The organism is Nocardiopsis terrae (assembly GCF_014651695.1).
Taxonomy (GTDB): Bacteria; Actinomycetota; Actinomycetes; order Streptosporangiales; family Streptosporangiaceae; genus Nocardiopsis; species Nocardiopsis terrae.
In genome coordinates this window covers 419071-434966 of sequence record NZ_BMXJ01000003.1, presented here as the reverse complement: position 1 = coordinate 434966, position 15896 = coordinate 419071, and the positions used below count along the sequence as shown (strand labels likewise).

At 71.8% G+C, this 15896-nt stretch carries 13 protein-coding genes; 9 read left to right on the top strand and 4 right to left on the bottom strand.

Annotated features, from left to right (window positions below):
• Positions 1-189: 189 nt before the first annotated feature.
• Together pabB and IE195_RS09720 are read left to right on the top strand one after the other, a co-directional pair.
• Positions 190-2220, top strand: coding sequence for an aminodeoxychorismate synthase component I (gene pabB / locus IE195_RS09725; RefSeq protein ID WP_191269805.1), 2031 nt, complete (start codon positions 190-192; stop codon positions 2218-2220).
• A 117-nt stretch (positions 2221-2337) separates the two neighbouring features.
• The gene (locus tag IE195_RS09720) at positions 2338-3837 is read left to right on the top strand and encodes an amidase (RefSeq protein ID WP_191269804.1); all 1500 of its coding nucleotides are present in this window, start codon (positions 2338-2340) and stop codon (positions 3835-3837) included.
• A gap of 59 nt (positions 3838-3896) precedes the next feature.
• Here the strand turns inward: IE195_RS09720 and IE195_RS09715 are convergent, their stop codons facing one another.
• Positions 3897-4850 carry an NADP-dependent oxidoreductase gene (locus IE195_RS09715; protein WP_225942434.1) on the bottom strand — a complete coding sequence of 318 codons (954 nt, stop codon included), beginning with the start codon at positions 4848-4850 and terminating at the stop codon, positions 3897-3899.
• Positions 4851-4921: 71 nt separating this feature from the next.
• Between IE195_RS09715 and IE195_RS09710 the strand changes: the two genes are divergently transcribed.
• From IE195_RS09710 to IE195_RS09700, 3 genes are all read left to right on the top strand, one after another.
• Positions 4922-5881 (top strand): GlxA family transcriptional regulator, encoded by a 960-nt coding sequence (locus IE195_RS09710; RefSeq protein ID WP_191269802.1) that lies wholly within the window; start codon positions 4922-4924, stop codon positions 5879-5881.
• 193 nt (positions 5882-6074) lie between these two features.
• Complete coding sequence (locus IE195_RS09705) at positions 6075-6770, top strand: type 1 glutamine amidotransferase domain-containing protein (protein WP_191269800.1); 696 nt, start codon at positions 6075-6077, stop codon at positions 6768-6770.
• Positions 6771-6865: 95 nt separating this feature from the next.
• Positions 6866-7597, top strand: coding sequence for a DUF4291 domain-containing protein (locus IE195_RS09700; protein ID WP_191269798.1), 732 nt, complete (start codon positions 6866-6868; stop codon positions 7595-7597).
• Here IE195_RS09700 and IE195_RS09695 read toward each other — a convergent pair.
• On the bottom strand, positions 7530-8492 hold the full coding sequence (locus IE195_RS09695; RefSeq protein WP_191269796.1) for a bacteriocin fulvocin C-related protein: 963 nt from the start codon (positions 8490-8492) through the stop codon (positions 7530-7532). The genes IE195_RS09700 and IE195_RS09695 overlap by 68 nt on opposite strands.
• A 329-nt stretch (positions 8493-8821) precedes the next feature.
• On the opposite strand from IE195_RS09695, the gene IE195_RS09690 reads away from it, so the two are divergent.
• On the top strand, positions 8822-9520 hold the full coding sequence (locus IE195_RS09690) for a metal-dependent transcriptional regulator (RefSeq protein ID WP_191269794.1): 699 nt from the start codon (positions 8822-8824) through the stop codon (positions 9518-9520).
• 324 nt (positions 9521-9844) lie between these two features.
• Here IE195_RS09690 and IE195_RS09685 read toward each other — a convergent pair whose 3' ends face one another.
• On the bottom strand, positions 9845-11458 hold the full coding sequence (locus IE195_RS09685; RefSeq protein ID WP_191269792.1) for an alkaline phosphatase D family protein: 1614 nt from the start codon (positions 11456-11458) through the stop codon (positions 9845-9847).
• Between the two features lie 269 nt (positions 11459-11727).
• Positions 11728-12678, bottom strand: a complete 951-nt coding sequence (locus IE195_RS09680) for an NAD(P)-dependent alcohol dehydrogenase (RefSeq protein ID WP_191270508.1) — start codon at positions 12676-12678, stop codon at positions 11728-11730.
• 122 nt (positions 12679-12800) lie between these two features.
• On the opposite strand from IE195_RS09680, the gene IE195_RS09675 reads away from it, so the two are divergent.
• The 3 genes from IE195_RS09675 (at position 12801) to IE195_RS09665 (ending at position 15854) form a co-directional block, all read left to right on the top strand.
• A complete protein-coding gene (locus IE195_RS09675) occupies positions 12801-13445 on the top strand; it encodes a TetR/AcrR family transcriptional regulator (RefSeq protein WP_191269789.1) in 645 nt (214 codons plus the stop codon).
• Positions 13446-13659: 214 nt separating this feature from the next.
• On the top strand, positions 13660-14892 hold the full coding sequence (locus tag IE195_RS09670; RefSeq protein WP_191269787.1) for an MFS transporter: 1233 nt from the start codon (positions 13660-13662) through the stop codon (positions 14890-14892).
• 107 nt (positions 14893-14999) lie between these two features.
• A complete protein-coding gene (locus tag IE195_RS09665; RefSeq protein WP_229826145.1) occupies positions 15000-15854 on the top strand; it encodes an alpha/beta fold hydrolase in 855 nt (284 codons plus the stop codon).
• Positions 15855-15896 lie beyond the last annotated feature (42 nt).

Here is a 15896-nt window from a genome sequence, read left to right as displayed (position 1 = left end):
GGGCCGGTGTACCTCACCTCCTCCCTGTCTACTCTCTTCCGGGTGCCTCCCGCCAGAGCGGGGACCGGCTCGGTGAGGGCCCGGACGGAGCCGGGCAGGGGCCGGTCGGGGGTCCGAGCGCACCCGGGACCGGACAAACCGCCGTAACCTGGGATATCGCGATCCGGAAGCCGTTCCAGAAAGGGCGGGATGCGCGTTCTCCTCGTGGACAACCACGACTCATACACGTACAACCTGTTCCAGCTCCTCGCCCGCGTACTCGGCGAGGAGCCCCGGGTGCTGACCAACGACGGCCCGGGCTGGGCGGACCTGGACCCCGCCTCCGTGGACGCCGTGGTCGTCTCCCCGGGGCCGGGCCGCCCGCAGACCGCCCGCGACCTGGGACGGGTTCCCGCACTGCTGGCGCACACCCGCCTGCCGGTCCTGGGAGTGTGCCTGGGGCACCAGGCCATCGCCCACATGGCCGGGGCCGAGGTGTCCTCGGCACCCGAGCCCCGCCACGGTCACCTCACCCGGGTGCGACACGACGGTGCGGGACTCTTCGCGGGGGTACCGCAGGGCTTCACGGCTGTGCGCTACCACTCACTGGCCGTCCCCGAGCCCCTCCCCGGCTCCCTGGCGGCCACCGCCTGGGCCGAGGACGGTGTGGTCATGGGCCTGGAACACCGCGAACTCCCGCGCTGGGGCGTGCAGTTCCACCCCGAGTCGACCGCCAGCGACCACGGCTCCGACCTGGTCGCCAACTTCCTGGACCTGGCCCGCCCGCATGCGCGTGTACGCACCTGCCCGGACCCGGCCCCCCGTGGGGCCTCCTCACCGCGCCCGGCCGCCGCGGCGGCCCCCGAACCCGTGGTGGTGGAGATCGCGCGGGCCGTGGACACCGAACGCGCCTTCGCCCGGCTGCACGCAGGCGCCGAGTACGCGTTCTGGTTGGACAGCTCCCGCCCCGAGGGGCCAGCCCGGTTCTCGTTCCTGGGCGAGGCCTCGGGCCCCACCGCCGAGGTGCTCACCTACGACGTGGGCGATGCGGGGGTGCGGGTACGCACCGCCACCGGTACCCGGATCGAGCCCGGAGGCGTGTTCGAGGCGCTGGAGCGCCGCACCGGCCACACGCCCCGTGGCACCGGCCTGCCCTTCGGTTTCACCGGCGGTTACGTGGGCTACCTGGGCTACGAGCTCAAGGCCGACACCGGAGGTGTACGCGCCCACGACGCCTCCACCCCGGACGCGGTGTGGATGCGCTGCGACCGCTTCGTCGCCGTCGACCACCACGAGGACCGCACCTACGTGGTCTGCGCCGACGGGGCGGCCGACGCCCGCGCCTGGGCCGAGGACACCCGCGCCGCGCTGCTGGACCTGCCTCCGCTCCCCGGGCCCGCCCCCTCCGCCGACCCCGTCGACCTGCCCGGCCTGCTGGAGCGGCCGCGCGAGGGGTACGTCGACGACGTCAAGGCGTGCCTGGGCCACCTCACCGAGGGGGAGAGCTACGAGATCTGCCTGACCAACCGGGTCCGGCTGCCCGACCCGGGCGGGGACGACCTGGACTTCTACCGTCGGCTCCGAGCAGCCAACCCCGCACCCTACGCCGCCTTCCTGCGGCTGGGCGGGGTGACCGTGCTCAGCGCCTCCCCGGAGCGCTTCCTGCGCGTGGACGCCGACCGGACTGCTGAGAGTCGGCCCATCAAGGGCACCGCGCCGCGGCACGGGGACCCCGCCACCGACGCCCGCGTCGCCGAGGAGCTGCGCACCGGAGCCAAGACCCGCGCGGAGAACCTGATGATCGTGGACCTGCTCCGCAACGACCTGGGCCGGGTGTGCGAGGTGGGTTCGGTGGAGGTGCCCGCGTTCATGTACACCGAGTCCTACGCCACCGTGCACCAGTTGGTCTCCACGGTCCGGGGGCGGTTGCGTCCGGAGGTGTCGGCGGTGGAGGCGGTACGGGCGAGTTTCCCGGGCGGTTCGATGACCGGTGCCCCCAAGTTGCGGACCATGGAGATCATCGACCGCCTGGAGTCCTCGGCCCGCGGGGTGTACTCGGGTGCGCTGGGGTACGTCTCGCACTCGGGTGAGGCGGATCTGAGCATTGTCATCCGTACCGCCGTGCGCGCGAACGGCGAGGTCAGCGTGGGTGCGGGCGGCGCGATCGTGCTGGACTCCGACCCGGAGGAGGAGTACGGGGAGATGCTGCTCAAGGCCGAGGTCCCCCTTCGCGGGCGCTGAGGCGTCCGCCCCCTCAGCGATCCCGAGGGGGCACTCCCGGGGCTAGCTTCCAACTCGTCGGTAACAACACCCGTCGGCGAACTAGAACGTGTTGCAGCACGGTGTTAGGTTCCGGCCATGCGAGTAGACGAGTACCTCGAACACGACGCCGTCGGCCTGGCCGCACTGGTCCGGGCCGGGGAGGTCACCCCGGCCGAAGTCCTGGAGGCCGCCATCGAGCGCGCCACGCAGGTCGACCCCGCGCTCAACGCGATCATCCTCCCGATGTACGAGGAGGGCCGACGCCTCGCCTCGGCCTTCCCCGAGGGCCCGCTCGGCGGTGTTCCCTTCCTCCTCAAGGACCTCTTCCAGGACTACGCCGGATATCCCACCTCCGCCGGCAACCGGGCCCTGCGCCGCCTGCCCGCGGACCGCAACTCCGAGGTGGTGAACCGCTGGCTCTCGGCCGGCCTGGTGCCCTTCGGCAAGACCAACACCCCCGAGTTCGGCGCCAAGGGGGTCACCGAGTCCGACGAGTTCGGCCCGGCCCGCAACCCCTGGAACCCGGCGCACACCCCCGGCGGCTCCTCGGGCGGTTCGGCGGCCGCCGTGGCGGCGGGCATCGCACCGGCCGCGGGGGCCAACGACGGCGGCGGTTCCATCCGTATCCCCGCCGCCTGTTGCGGGCTGTTCGGGCTCAAGCCCGGGCGCGGCCGGGTGCCGTTCGGGCCCAACGGGGGCGAGCCCATGCACGGCGCCTCGGTCAACGGGGTCCTCACCCGAACCGTGCGTGACAGCGCCGCTCTGCTCCAGGCGACGGCGGGCTCCGAGGCCACCTCGCCCTACCCGATCGCTCCGCCCGATCGCCCCTACACCGAGGAGGTCGGCCGCGACCCGGGGCGGCTGCGGATCGGTTTCACCGACCGCTCGCCGCTGGGCACCCGGGTGCACCCCGAGGCGGTCCGGGCGGTCCGTGAGGCGGCCGCACTGCTCGAGGGGCTGGGCCACGAGGTGGTCGAAGCCGAACCCGACATCGACGGCCGGGCGCTCACCGAGGACTTCCTGACGCTCTGGTACGGCTCGATGGCCGCCCTGGTGGACGGGGTCAAGGCCGACACCGGCTGCTCGGACGACCACTTCGAACCCGACACCCTCATGCTCGCCGCCATGGGCCGGACCCGCACCGCCGCCGACTACGTGCGCGGCAACAACCGCTGGAACGACCACGTCCTCGCGCTCGCCGGCTTCCACTCCCGCCACGACCTTCTCCTCACCCCCACCATCGCGGGCCCGCCGGTGACCGTGGGGCGCCTGGACCCGCCGCCGTGGCTGCGCACCGTCGAACGCCTGCTGGTACGCACCCGCACCGAACGCGTCGTCACCGCGACCAACCTGGTGACCACCGAGGTCATGAACAACCTGACCGCGACCCCGTTCACGCTGACGGCCAACCTGACCGGCACCCCCGCCATGTCGGTGCCGCTGCACTGGACGGCCTCCGGCCTGCCGTTGGGCGTGCAGTTCGTCGCGGCTCCGGCGGGCGAGGGGCTCCTGCTGCGCCTGGCCGCCCAACTGGAGGAGGCCAGCCCCTGGGCGCACCGACGCCCGACGGGGGTGCCGTACCCCGCCCCGGCGTGAACCGGCCCCCGGCAGCCCCCGCCGCGGCGGGGGCTGCACCGGCGCACCTGCTCGTGCCCTTAAACGGTCAGGACGATCTTGCCGGTGGTGCGGTCGGTCTCACCGAGGGCGTGCGCCTTGGCCGCCTCGGCCAGCGGGAGGACGGTCTCCACGTGGGCCCGCAGTTCTCCCCGGCCCACCAACCCGGCGATCGCGTTCATACCCTGGTGGTCGGCCTCCACCAGCAGTGTCTCGACCCGGACCCCCAGGCTCCGCGCCCGGGCCTCCTCCTGCGGGTCCTGGCCGGGCAGGAGCGAGACCAGGGTCCCGCCCGGGCGCAGCACCTCCAGGGAGCGGGTCCGGGTTTCCCCCGACAACGGGTCCAGGACCACGTCGATGTCCCCGGTGGCCTCGGTGAAGTCGGTCGTGCGGTAGTCGATGACCTCGTCCGCGCCCAGCTCGCGCAGGAGGGCGTGCTTGGGCTCGCTCGCTGTGCCGATGACGTACGCGCCCAGGGACTTGGCGATCTGCACAGCCACGTGTCCGACCCCTCCGGCGGCGGCGTGTACCAGCACGCGCTGTCCGGCCCGGAGCCGGGCGGTGTCGACCAGTGCCTGGTAGGCGGTGAGGGAGACCAGCGGCAGCGCTCCGGCCTGGACGTGGTCGACCGAGGCGGGTTTGTGGGTGAAGGCGCGCGCGGGGCCCAGGGCGTACTCGGCGTGCGAGCCCACCCCGTGCGGGTAGGGCAGCATCCCGAAGACCTCGTCACCGGGCTTGAACAGGGTGACGCCGTAACCCACGGACTCCACGACTCCGGAGACGTCCCAGCCCAGGACGAGGGGGAGACGGTTCAGGAAGAGACCGCTCGCACGGTGCTTCCAATCGGTGGGGTTGACCCCGGCGGCGCGGACGGAGACCAGGATCTGGCTGGGGCCCGGTGCCGGGCGGGGGACCCGGACCTCGTGCAGGACCTCCGGTCCGCCGTGGGTGTCCTGACTGATGGCGCGCATGGTGGCGTTGCTGTCGTTGCTCATGGTTCCCAGGTTGGCGGATCGGGCGCCGTCGGCACCATGGCATGATTGCCATCTTTGGATAGGATCTTGCCATGAGCACTCCGCACCGTGTCGTGGTCCTGGCCCTGCCGGGCGTCTACCCCTTCGAGCTGGGCATCCCGAACCGGGTACTCGGGTCCGCCGAGGGTCTGTACGAGGTGCTGACCTGCGGGATCGAGGGTTCCTCGGTGCGCACCAACACCGACTTCGCGATCACCGTCGAACACGGACCCGAACTCCTGTCCACCGCCGACACCGTGGTGATCCCGCCCTTCGACCACCACCTGCTCTCCGAAGGGCTGCCCTCCGCCGCCGGTGCGGCCCTGGACGCGGTGCGACCGGGGACCCGCGTGGTCTCCATCTGCACCGGGGCGTTCCTCCTGGCCGCCGCGGGGTGGCTCGACGAGCGCCCGGCCACCACCCACTGGAAGCTCGTACCGCTCTTCCGGCAGTGGTTCCCGCGGGTCGACCTGGACCCCGACGTCCTGTTCGTCGACGACGGAGACCTGTTGACCTCCGCGGGTGCCGCCTCGGGGGTGGACGTGTGCCTGCACCTGGTGCGCGCCGACCACGGGAGCGAGGTCGCCAACCGGGTGGCGCGGACCTGCGTGGTGCCGCCCTGGCGGGACGGCGGCCAGGCCCAGTACATCGAACAGCCGGTGCCCGAGGAGGGTCGGGACGGGACAGCCGCCACCCGGGGCTGGGCCCTGGAACACCTTGGTGAACCGCTCGCCCTCACCGACCTGGCCGCGCACGCCAACATGAGCCTGCGCACCTTCATCCGGCGCTTCAACGAGGAGGTCGGGGTGAGTCCGGGCCGGTGGCTGACCCAGCAGCGGATACTGCGGGCCCGGCACCTGCTGGAGTCCACCGACCTGCCGGTGGAGGACATCGCCGGGCAGGTGGGCTTCGCCACCGGGACCTCGTTGCGACAACACCTGCGGGCCGCGATCGGGGTGTCCCCGCTCACCTACCGGCGCACGTTCCGAGGCGCCGTGGCCGGTGTTTCCTGAGGTCAGGGGTGCTGATCAGGAACTCATTGAAATACTGATGACAGACATAGGGTGCCTCATTGGAAAATAATTGCTCAGGCAACTAGCGTCGGTGAGGTCGCGGTCCTGACTCTCCGTGTGCGATCCGTCAGGGTCAGCGACAGGCAACACATCATCCAGGCCCACCGCCCGAGCACCTTCGGAGTGACACAGCATGTCCAAGATCCTCTTTGTGATGACCGGCGCCGACCACTGGACACTGGCCGACGGAACCCCGCACCCGACCGGTTTCTGGGCCGAGGAGGCCGTGGCACCCTACGAGGCCTTCAAGGACGCCGGACACGAAATCGTGGTCGCCACCCCCGGCGGGGTCGTTCCCCCCGTCGACCAGGGCAGTCTGGCCGCGGGAGCCAACGGCGGCCAGGAGAACGCCGACCGGGTCGCCGCCGCCCTGGACTCCTTCACCGAACTCCGCTCGCCCGTCAAGCTGGAGGAGGTCGACCTCGACGAGTACGCCGCGGTCTACTACCCCGGCGGGCACGGCCCCATGGAGGACCTGGCCGTGAACACCACCTCCGGCCGGCTGCTCACCGACGCCCTGGACTCGGGCAGGCCGCTCGGCGTGGTCTGCCACGGACCGGCCGCCCTGCTGGCAGCCGAGCGCGCCGACGGCACCAACGCGTTCGCCGGTTACCGGGTCAGCGGCTTCACCAACGACGAGGAGACCCAGGCGGGGCTGGCCGACAAGGCCCGGTGGCTGCTCCAGGACCGCCTGGTCGAGGCCGGGGTGGACTTCCAGGAAGGGGAGCCCTGGGCGCCCAAGGTCGTGGTGGACCGGAACCTGGTCACCGGCCAGAACCCGGCCTCCTCCGCCCCGCTGGCCCAGGAGCTGCTCAAGCAGCTGGGCTGAGCGGAGTCCGAACGGGCGGGCCCCGCACCGGGACCTGCGCTGGCCGGCGGAAAACCGGTTGCCCCGGCCGCTGGCCAGCGGCACCCTGGTGTCCCGTGAGCATCCCCCCGTTCCAGATCCGTGCCCGGTACACCGACACCACGGTCACCGTCTACCAGGCCTACAGCCCCGCCATCGGCGTCCCCGCGGCGCGCGACGGCCGCTTTCCGCCCTCGTGGAAGCGCGAGCGGATGACCTGGGTCAAACCGTCGTTCCGGTGGATGATGTACCGCTGCGGCTGGGGGCTCAAGGAGAACCAGGAGACCGTCCTGGCGGTGGAGGTCGACCGCGCAGGGTTCGAGTGGGCACTGCGCAACTCGGCACTGTCGCACTACGAACGGGGCGTGCACGCCGACCGGGAGGCCTGGAAGCGCGAACTGCGCGAGGCCCCCGCACGGGTGCAGTGGGATCCCGAACGCGACCTGCGCCTGAACCCGCTGGGCCACCGTTCGCTCCAGCTCGGCCTGTCGGGTGAGGCCTCGCGCCGCTACGCCGACGAGTGGACGGTGGCGATCACCGACGTGACCCCGTTGGCCCACGAGGTGCACGGCCTGGTGCGGAAGGGTGACCTGGACGCGGCGTCCGAGCTGTTGCCGCGGGAGCACCCGTACCCGGTCGCGGAGGGGACGATCGCCCACCTGCGCCCGGACCCCGGTTCGGCCCGGACGGACCGACCCGGCAGGGGCCTCCCTCCCGCTCCGGGACCTTCCGTGCGGAGCGCTAACCGGCCGGTTCCGCACGGACGCGGATGCCGTCACGGGTGTACGCCCAGGCGGTTCCGCAGGTGAAGGGGAGCTCCCGGCACCCCTTCGACAGACACGGCTCCCAGGCTCCGCAACGCCCCTTCCCCGCGTGGGCGGCACCGTCCGGATCCGGCTCGTCGGGACCCAGGGTGGCCAGGAGCGCATGGGCCTCCTCGGTGCCGAAGGCCGAGACGGCCAGGCCGCGCAGCTCCCGTTCCCGGATCGGGTCCAGTCCGTCCCGGAACACCAGCACGTCGGACAGCGTCCGGCGGGCCAGGTCCACGACCTCGCGCTGGGCGGCCGTGAGGTGGGGGTGGGCCCGCTCGTAGCGGCGTAGGTGCTCCAGCCACAGGTCACGGCGGGCCAGGGGCGGGAGTTCGGCGAAGACGAGGCGGCGGCGGACCAGAGGGTGGGACACGAACGCGTCGTAGTCCCTCGGCAGCCGGTCCCGGTTGGTCTCCACCCACTCCCGGGCCAGGGCGTGGTCGGAGCGGGCCAGCCCGGGGGTGCGTCCGGCCAGCGCCAGGGTCACGAGCGCGGCGCCGCCCGCAGCCCAGCGCAGCAGGCGCGGCCGCACCGGGACGCGGGCGGCGGAGACCCGTGCCCGTTCCCAGGGGGCGCGGCAGCGTTGGCGGCTCAGTTCCCCCAGTGCTTCCAGGACCCGCAGCGCCACCCGCGCGCCCAGGCCGCGCACGAACGGACGGACCATCGCCGCCCCGCTCCAGCAGCGGACATCGTCGCCGCGGTGGCGTACCAGCGTCGGCACCCAGGGGGCGTTCGGCCCCCACTGGCGGCCCCGCCACTCCCGAACGTCCGGGTGGGTGAGCGGCAGCGTCTCCAGCCTGCCGCCGGACACGGCCTCCACCGCGTGGGAGATGTCGGCGCACCTGTCGCACGAGGAGTCGAAGGCCAGTACGTACCGAGTCCGAATGTTCCTCATGTTCTCCCTTCCCCAACCGCCGCATCCCAGTGTTGGGGCACGGACCCCGGTGTGGGGCGGGTTTTCGGAACTTGGCATGCCCAATCAGTGGGAACCGAAGGCAGAAACGGCGCGAACACGGATGAATCCGCGCTCGCACCGCCCGTTCTCACTCGTTTCGGTACTACTCGAACCCGGGTTCGCCCTTGTGCACCAACTGCTCCGAGTCGTGAACCCTTCGGGGAACGTGATCGGGGGAGAGTCCGTTGACGAGAACGCTCGCGGAGGTCGTCCACAGGGCGGGTGGCGGAAATCGTTGTCCCAGGACGGTCCGCGATACGGTTACGGGCATGGGGAACACACCGGCACGGCCGTCCACTTCGGCCGAGGACTACGTGAAGGTCATCTACGACCTCCAGGAACGCGGCACCGGGCCGGTGACGATCTCCGGGATGGCCGAACGGCTCTCGGTGTCCAACTCCTCGGTGTCGGGGATGCTCCGCAAACTCAACGAGCTCGGTTTCGTGGAGCACCAGCGGTACGGCAACGTCAGCCTCACCGAGACCGGGACCAAGGCCGCCCTGGCGGTACTGCGCCGCCATCGGCTGCTGGAGACCTACCTGGTGGCCGAGCTGGGCTACTCCTGGGACGAGGTGCACGACGAGGCCGAAATCCTCGAACACGTGGTTTCGGACAAGTTCGTCGACCGCATCGCCGCACACCTGGGGGAACCGGTGGTGGATCCGCACGGCGACCCCATCCCCACCCGCGAGGGCACCATCGTCGAACGCGAGTCCGTACTGCTCTCCGAGGCCGAGGCCGGAACGTCCGGGGTGATCGTCCGGGTCAACGACACCGACCCCGAACTCCTGCGCTACCTGGCCGACATCGACATCGGCATCGGTATGCGCGTGGAGGTCGTGGAACGGCTTCCGTTCGCCGGTTCCATCCAGATCTCGGTGCACCCGGAGAAGGGCGGCGAGGAGAGGGGCCAGGCCCTCGGCCTGGTCGCCGCAGAAGCCCTCTGGCTCAGCCCCGAGGACAGGTAGACCAGGACGCCTCCGGAATCCCGGGGAGGAAGTTCCCCGAAAGCCCGGTGACCAGGCGAAAGGATCGGCCGCCGCGGGCAACGAGAACGGTCCGACCGCCGGTGGTTGCTCCCGGCCCTCCGCGCGCACCGGGGCCGGTTCAGGCGCTCAGCGCCTTTCACGGACATCGACCTCGGTCAACTCTGGCCCGGCGGGGACTGACAGCTGGTCAGGGCGGCCTGTCAGCGAGGACAGCTCTCCCGGAGACGGTTCCGGCAGGGGAGTGCCCAACAGCACGGGGACGGCCCGCCACCGGGGCGGCGGGCCGCTCAGGAGGCCCGTGACCTACTTCTGCGGGCGCACGCCGGGGTTGCCGGAGTCGATGACGAACCTGGCCCGGTCGCGGATGGGCGCCCCCGGTTCGCTCACGTAGTCGACCACCCGGTAGTCGGCGGTCCACTCCGTCGGGGTGACCGTGTTGCGCACGTAGCCCCGGTTGCGGTTGATGAACCTGATGTGCGGGTTCTCGGTGAGCTGGACCGCGTCGCCCGGGTTCTGCTCCACCCCGTCCCGGCCGCTGGTGAAGGACGTGCCCACCAGTTCGGTGGCCACGGTCGCCGAGGACTCGTCGTCGAAGTCGGCCTTGACGTCCACCACGTAGTTGGCGTGCACGTCACCGGTGAGGACCACCGGGTTGGACACCCCGGCGAGCTCGTCGCGGACGCCGTCCCGCTCGACCCGGTAGTTGTCCCAGGCGTCGTTGCTGAAGTTGGTGGCCCCGCCTTCGGCGAAGTCGCGCTGGGAGAAGAACACCTGCTGGGCCAGGACGTTCCAGGTGGCGGTGGAATCGGCCAGCCCCCGGGACAGCCACCGGCGCTGGTCGGCGCCCAGCAGGGTGCGCTCGGGGTCGTCGCGCTCGGAGTCCTCCACCTGCGCGTCCCGGTACTGGCGGGTGTCCAGCAGGTGCATGTCGACCAGGTTGCCGAAGGTCAGTCTGCGGTACAGGTGCAGGTCGGGGCCTGCCGGGCGCTGGGCGGCGCGCAGCGGCATGTGCTCGTAGTAGGACTTGAGCGCGTGTTCCCGGCGCAGCAGGAACTCCTCCGGCGGCACGTCCTCCCCGTAGGAGGTGTCGTCGGCCCAGTTGTTCTCCAGCTCGTGGTCGTCGAAGACCACCGCCCAGGGGAAGGCCGCGTGCGCCGCCTGGAGGTTGTGGTCGGTCTTGTACTGGGCGTGCCGGAGCCGGTACTCGGCCAGGGAACGGACCTCCCTCCCGGGGAAGTGCCCGCGGCCGATCTCGCCCTGGTCGCCGGTCTCGTAGATGTAGTCGCCGAGGAAGGCCACCAGGTCCAGGTCCTCGTCAGCGAGGTGGGCCTGGGCGGTGTAGTGGCCGTGGGTGTAGCTCTGGCAACTGGCGAACGCGAAGGCGAACCGGTCCAGCCGGGTACCGGGTACCGGAGCGGTCCGGGTCCGGCCGACCGGGCTGATCTCGTTGCCGACCCGGAAACGGTAGAAGTAGTCGGCCCGGGGGCGCAGGTGCTCCAGTTCCACGTGTACCGAGTGCGCCTGCTCGGGACCGGTCTCGACAGTGCCCGAGGCGGCGAGCGTGGAGAAGTCCTCCCGGTGGGAGACCTGCCACTCCACCTCGACCGTGCGGGCGGGCATCCCGCCCAGACCGTCCTCCGCGAGGGGGTCGGGGGCCAACCGGGTCCAGAGCACGACACCGTCGTGGCGCGGGTCGCCGGACGCGACGCCCAGGGAGAAGGGTTCGGTGATCACGGGGCCCCGGGGAGCGGCCGCGAACGCGGAGGGCGCGCCCAGGGCACCGCCCAGGGCTGCGGCGCCCAGGGTGACGGCTCCACCGACCAGGGCCTGGCGGCGGGTTGTGGCGGACCCCGCCACGGGGGGACCGGACGGTACGGAAGCTGCGGGGGATGCGGGCGATACGGGTGTACCCGGCATGCACGGTCTCCTGGAGTTCACGTGGGGGCCGCCCCGGCGAGCGCTCAGGACGGGAGAAGCCGTGCTCCATCCCGCCACGGAAAGCAGTACGTCCCAACCACTGCACGGTGAACATTGTCCTCCCCAGAGTGACTGAAAAGTAACTGAGGGTTGTGAACTGGGCGTTTCTGTAATTTCCAGGCGTTGGTGTCGCCGCCGCCTTCCGCCCCGTGCCCGCGCCCCGCGTCATCCCCGGTCCGGCGCCGACCCCTGGTCACCTCGAGCACGGCTCAGAGCAGGCTGATGACGTGCTTGCCCCGCACACCCCCGGCCTCCAGTGCGCGGTGGGCCTTGGCGATGTCGGTGAGCTCGTGCACCGTGTCCACGACCGGGCGGACCTCACCGCGTTCCACGTACCCGGCCAGGTCGGCTAAGAGCGCGGTCTTGGGATTCCCGCTGAAGAAGATGGTCCGACGCCGCCCCAGCACCTGCGAACCCAGGATGTGCAGTACCGAGGCGAACGACCCGAAACTCACGGCCACCATGCGTCCGCCCGGGGCGAGCAGCCGGCGGTAGGCGGGCAGGTCGGTGGCGACGATGTCGATGACCGAGTCGAACCGTTCCAGCCGGGCCAGTTCCCCGGGGCCGGTGGTCGCGTAGTCGAAGGCCTCGTCGGCGCCGAGGCCGCGGACGAAGTCGAGGTTGCGTGCCCCGGCCAGTGCGGTCACGTGTGTTCCCATGGCCTTGGCCAGTTGGACCACCACGCTGCCGACCCCGCCGCCGGCCCCGCGTACGAGCACCCGGTCCCCCGGCCTGACCCTCGCCTTGTCCCGCAGCGCGGTGATCCCGGTGGTGCCCCCTGCGGGCAACGAGACCGCTTGGAACGGGTCGAGCCCGGCGGGGCTGAGGGACACCTGCTCCGGGCGCACGGCCACGTACTCGGCGGTGGCGCTGCCTCCGGCCCGTCCCACGGTGCCCCACACCCGGTCGCCCACGGCGAGCCCGCTCACCTGGGCGTCCACTTCCGCGACCTCACCAGCGAAGTCGATGCCGATACCCTTGGGAAAGCGCCGACCGGTCAGTGGAGCGAGCCGCCCCGCGCGCATCAGCAGCTCACCGCCGTTGACACTGCTGGCGTGCACCCGCACCAGAACCTGGCCCCGGCCAGGTTCGGGGCGGGGGGCCCTGCCCTCGTACAGCACCTCGGGTGCCCCGTAGCCGTCGAAGCGGGCTGCGCGCATCTCCGCCAAGGTCTTCTCCGTCCGTTCCGATCCAGGGGAGGAGCTGGTCGTCCCCCGCCCTCGTCGTCGAAGCTAACAAGCTAAACGGAGGGGGCGATCCGTTTGGCGTTAAAGTGAGAGGCATGCCGACGGAATCCTCTCGGAAGCCGCGCTCCGACGCCCTGCACAACCACCACCGCATCCTCGGCACCGCCCGTACCTCCTTCGCCGCGGGCGGCCTCGACGTGTCCATGACCGAGATCGCCCGCAGGGCCGGGGTCGGGATCGCCACTCTCTACCGCCATTTCCCCGCCAAGAGCGACCTGGTCATCGAGGTGTTCACCGATCAGATCACCGAGTGCGTGGCGGCCATCGACCGCGCCCTCGCCGACCCCGATCCCTGGCACGGCTTCCGCACCGTGATCGAGCAACTGTGTGAGCTGCAGGCCGTCGACCGGGGGCTCACCACCGTGCTCCTGGCCTCCGTCCCCGACATCACGGTCTTCGAGCAGGAACGGGTCCGGGTCGAGAACGCCCTCGCCGAACTCGCCCGCCGCGCCAAGGCCGTCGGGCGGTTGCGCCCCGACTTCGTCCGCGACGACCTCACTCTGGTGATGATGGCCAACAGCGGCATCACCGCCGACTCCGGGGAGGACGCCCTGGCCGCCTCCCGAAGGTTGGCCGCCTACCTGGTCCAGGCCTTCCAGGCCGTCCCCGAACGCCACCCCCTTCCGCCCGCCCCCAGGCTCGGTCCGCATCCGGCCCTGCGGGGGCCGCACTGGCGGTGAACGCCTGGCCATGCGAGCGTCCGGCCCCGGGACGGCGCCCGACGAAGGAGTCCGCAACCCCTCGCGCCGCTCCGCCCCCGGCGCCTATCCTGGACGCATGGACCAGCGACATTAACTCCTAGGCTGCGGCCGAGGCCGGTCCGAGGCGAACGCCCGGGCACCGCCGGGTGACCACCACCCCAGGTGCCCCAGTTCGCCCGACCGAAAGTCCTCCATGACCACCCTGCCTTCGCGCGTGCCCGACACGCGCCCGTCCGGGCTGACCCGGCCGCTCTACGCCTACGCCCTCCTCGAGGAGTTCGTCCTCCTCTATCCGCTGTACGCCCTGCTCTTCACCGAGACCGGGCTGTCCGTCGCACAGATCAGCTCGCTCTTCGTCCTGTGGTCCCTGACCAGCGCGCTCCTGGCGATCCCGGTCGGCGCCTGGGCCGACGTCGTGCCCCGCCGCCACCTGATCGCCGCCGCACCGCTCCTGGCCGGCGCCGGGTTCGCACTGTGGCTGCTCCTCCCGTCCTACTGGGCGTTCGCCCTCGGGTTCGTCCTGTGGGGCGCGGGCGGCGCACTGTCCTCGGGCGCCCTCGAAGCACTCGTCTACACCGAACTCGCGCACCGCGGCGCCGCCGGCCGGTACGCCCGGGTCATGGGGGTGGCCCGGGCCCTGGGCGTGGCCTCGGTGGGCACGGCGACCCTGCTCGCCGTGCCGGTGATGGCCCACGGCGGCTACGCGGCGATCGGTGCGGCCAGCGTGGCCGCCTGCGTGCTGTGCGCGCTCGCCGGTACGGCCCTGCCGGAGAACCGCCCCCCGCGCTCCGACGGCACCGCGACCGACCTGGCAGAAGGAGCTGATCCCGCTCCGGGCTACCTGCGGACCCTGCGGGCCGGCCTGACCGAGGCGCGCGGCAGCCGGACCGTGCGCCACGCGATCGTGCTGGTCGTGGTCGTCACCGTGTTCTGGGAGATGCTCGAGGAGTACGTCCCCCTGCTGGCCGCCTCCGCCGGGGTGGCCGACCAGGACGTGCCACTGGTGGTGCTGACGGTGTGGGTCTGCGTCACCGCGGGCGGGCTGCTCGCCGGCCCCGCCTCCCGCCTGTCCCCGCGGACCCTCGGGGTGCTCTTGGCCCTGGCCGCCGTGGCGATCGGCGCGGGGGCCCTGTTGGGGAACCCGGTCGGCTGGATCCTGCTCGGCGGTGGTTTCGGCGTGTGCCAAATGATGAACGTGGTAGTCGACGCCCGGCTCCAGGACAGCATCACCGGACCCGGCCGGGCCACCGTCACCTCCCTGGCCGGTCTGGGTACGGAGGCGGTGAACATCCTGTCCTTCCCGCTGTACGCAGGGGCGTTCCTGGTACTCGGGCACGGGCCGGCCTTCGTGCTGTTCGCTGCCCCCTACCTCCTCACGGCCGTGCTGATGGCCCGGGGCGGCAACCGCCGGGCGTCGGCGCGATGAACTGATACGGTGCGCGGGCCGTGGGCGGGGAGGAACCGCCTGCGGCCCGCCCGCTTTCCCGGCGCCCCCTGTTCATCCCCTTGCATCCGTGAATAGCATCGTTTGTTGTGACACACCAGACGACGAACACCGCGAACAGTGACGGCCCGGGCCTTGCGTCCGTGCGCGGGATCAGCGTCAGTTACACCGACCGTGGAGCAGGGTGCCCCGTCCTGTTCATCCACGGCCACCCCTTCGACAAGAGCATGTGGGAACCCCAGGTCCGGGCACTGGCCGGACGCGGGTACCGGGCGATCGTCCCGGACCTGCGCGGCTACGGGCGCAGCACCGTCGTGCCCGGAGTGACCTCGATGGACACCCTGGCCCGGGATCTGGCCGCGCTCCTGGACCACCTGGAGCTGGACGTGGTCAACGTGGTGGGCCTGTCCATGGGCGGACAGGTCGCGTTGGAGATGTACCGGCTCTTCCCCGACCGGGTGGACTCACTGACCCTGGCGGCGACCAACCCGATGCCCGAGACGGACCAGGGCAGGCTCTCCCGCAAGAGGATGGCCGCACGTCTGCGCGAAGAGGGCATGCGCGGCTACGCCGACGAGATGCTGGTCGGCATGATGACCGCCGAGAACGTACGCGACCTGCCCGCGGTCGCCGACCACGTGCGCGCCATGATGTACGCGGCCCCGCCCGAAGGGGCTGCCGCAGCACAGCTGGGCAGGGCCGAACGCCCCGACCACACCCCGCTGCTCAAACGCATCTCCGCGCCCACCCTGCTGCTGGTGGGACAGCACGACGGTTTCACCCCGCCCGGGGGAGCCGAGCTGATGCACGTCCAGGTCCCGGACTCGGTCGTGGAGATCATCGAGGGCGCCGGGCACCTGCCCAACCTGGAGCGCCCGGACCGGTTCAACGAGGTCCTGCGCCGCTTTCTGGAACAGGCCCGCACCCGCTCCCGCGCACTCTGATCCCGGGGCGCTCTGCCCCGGGAACGCCCGCCCCCCGGACCG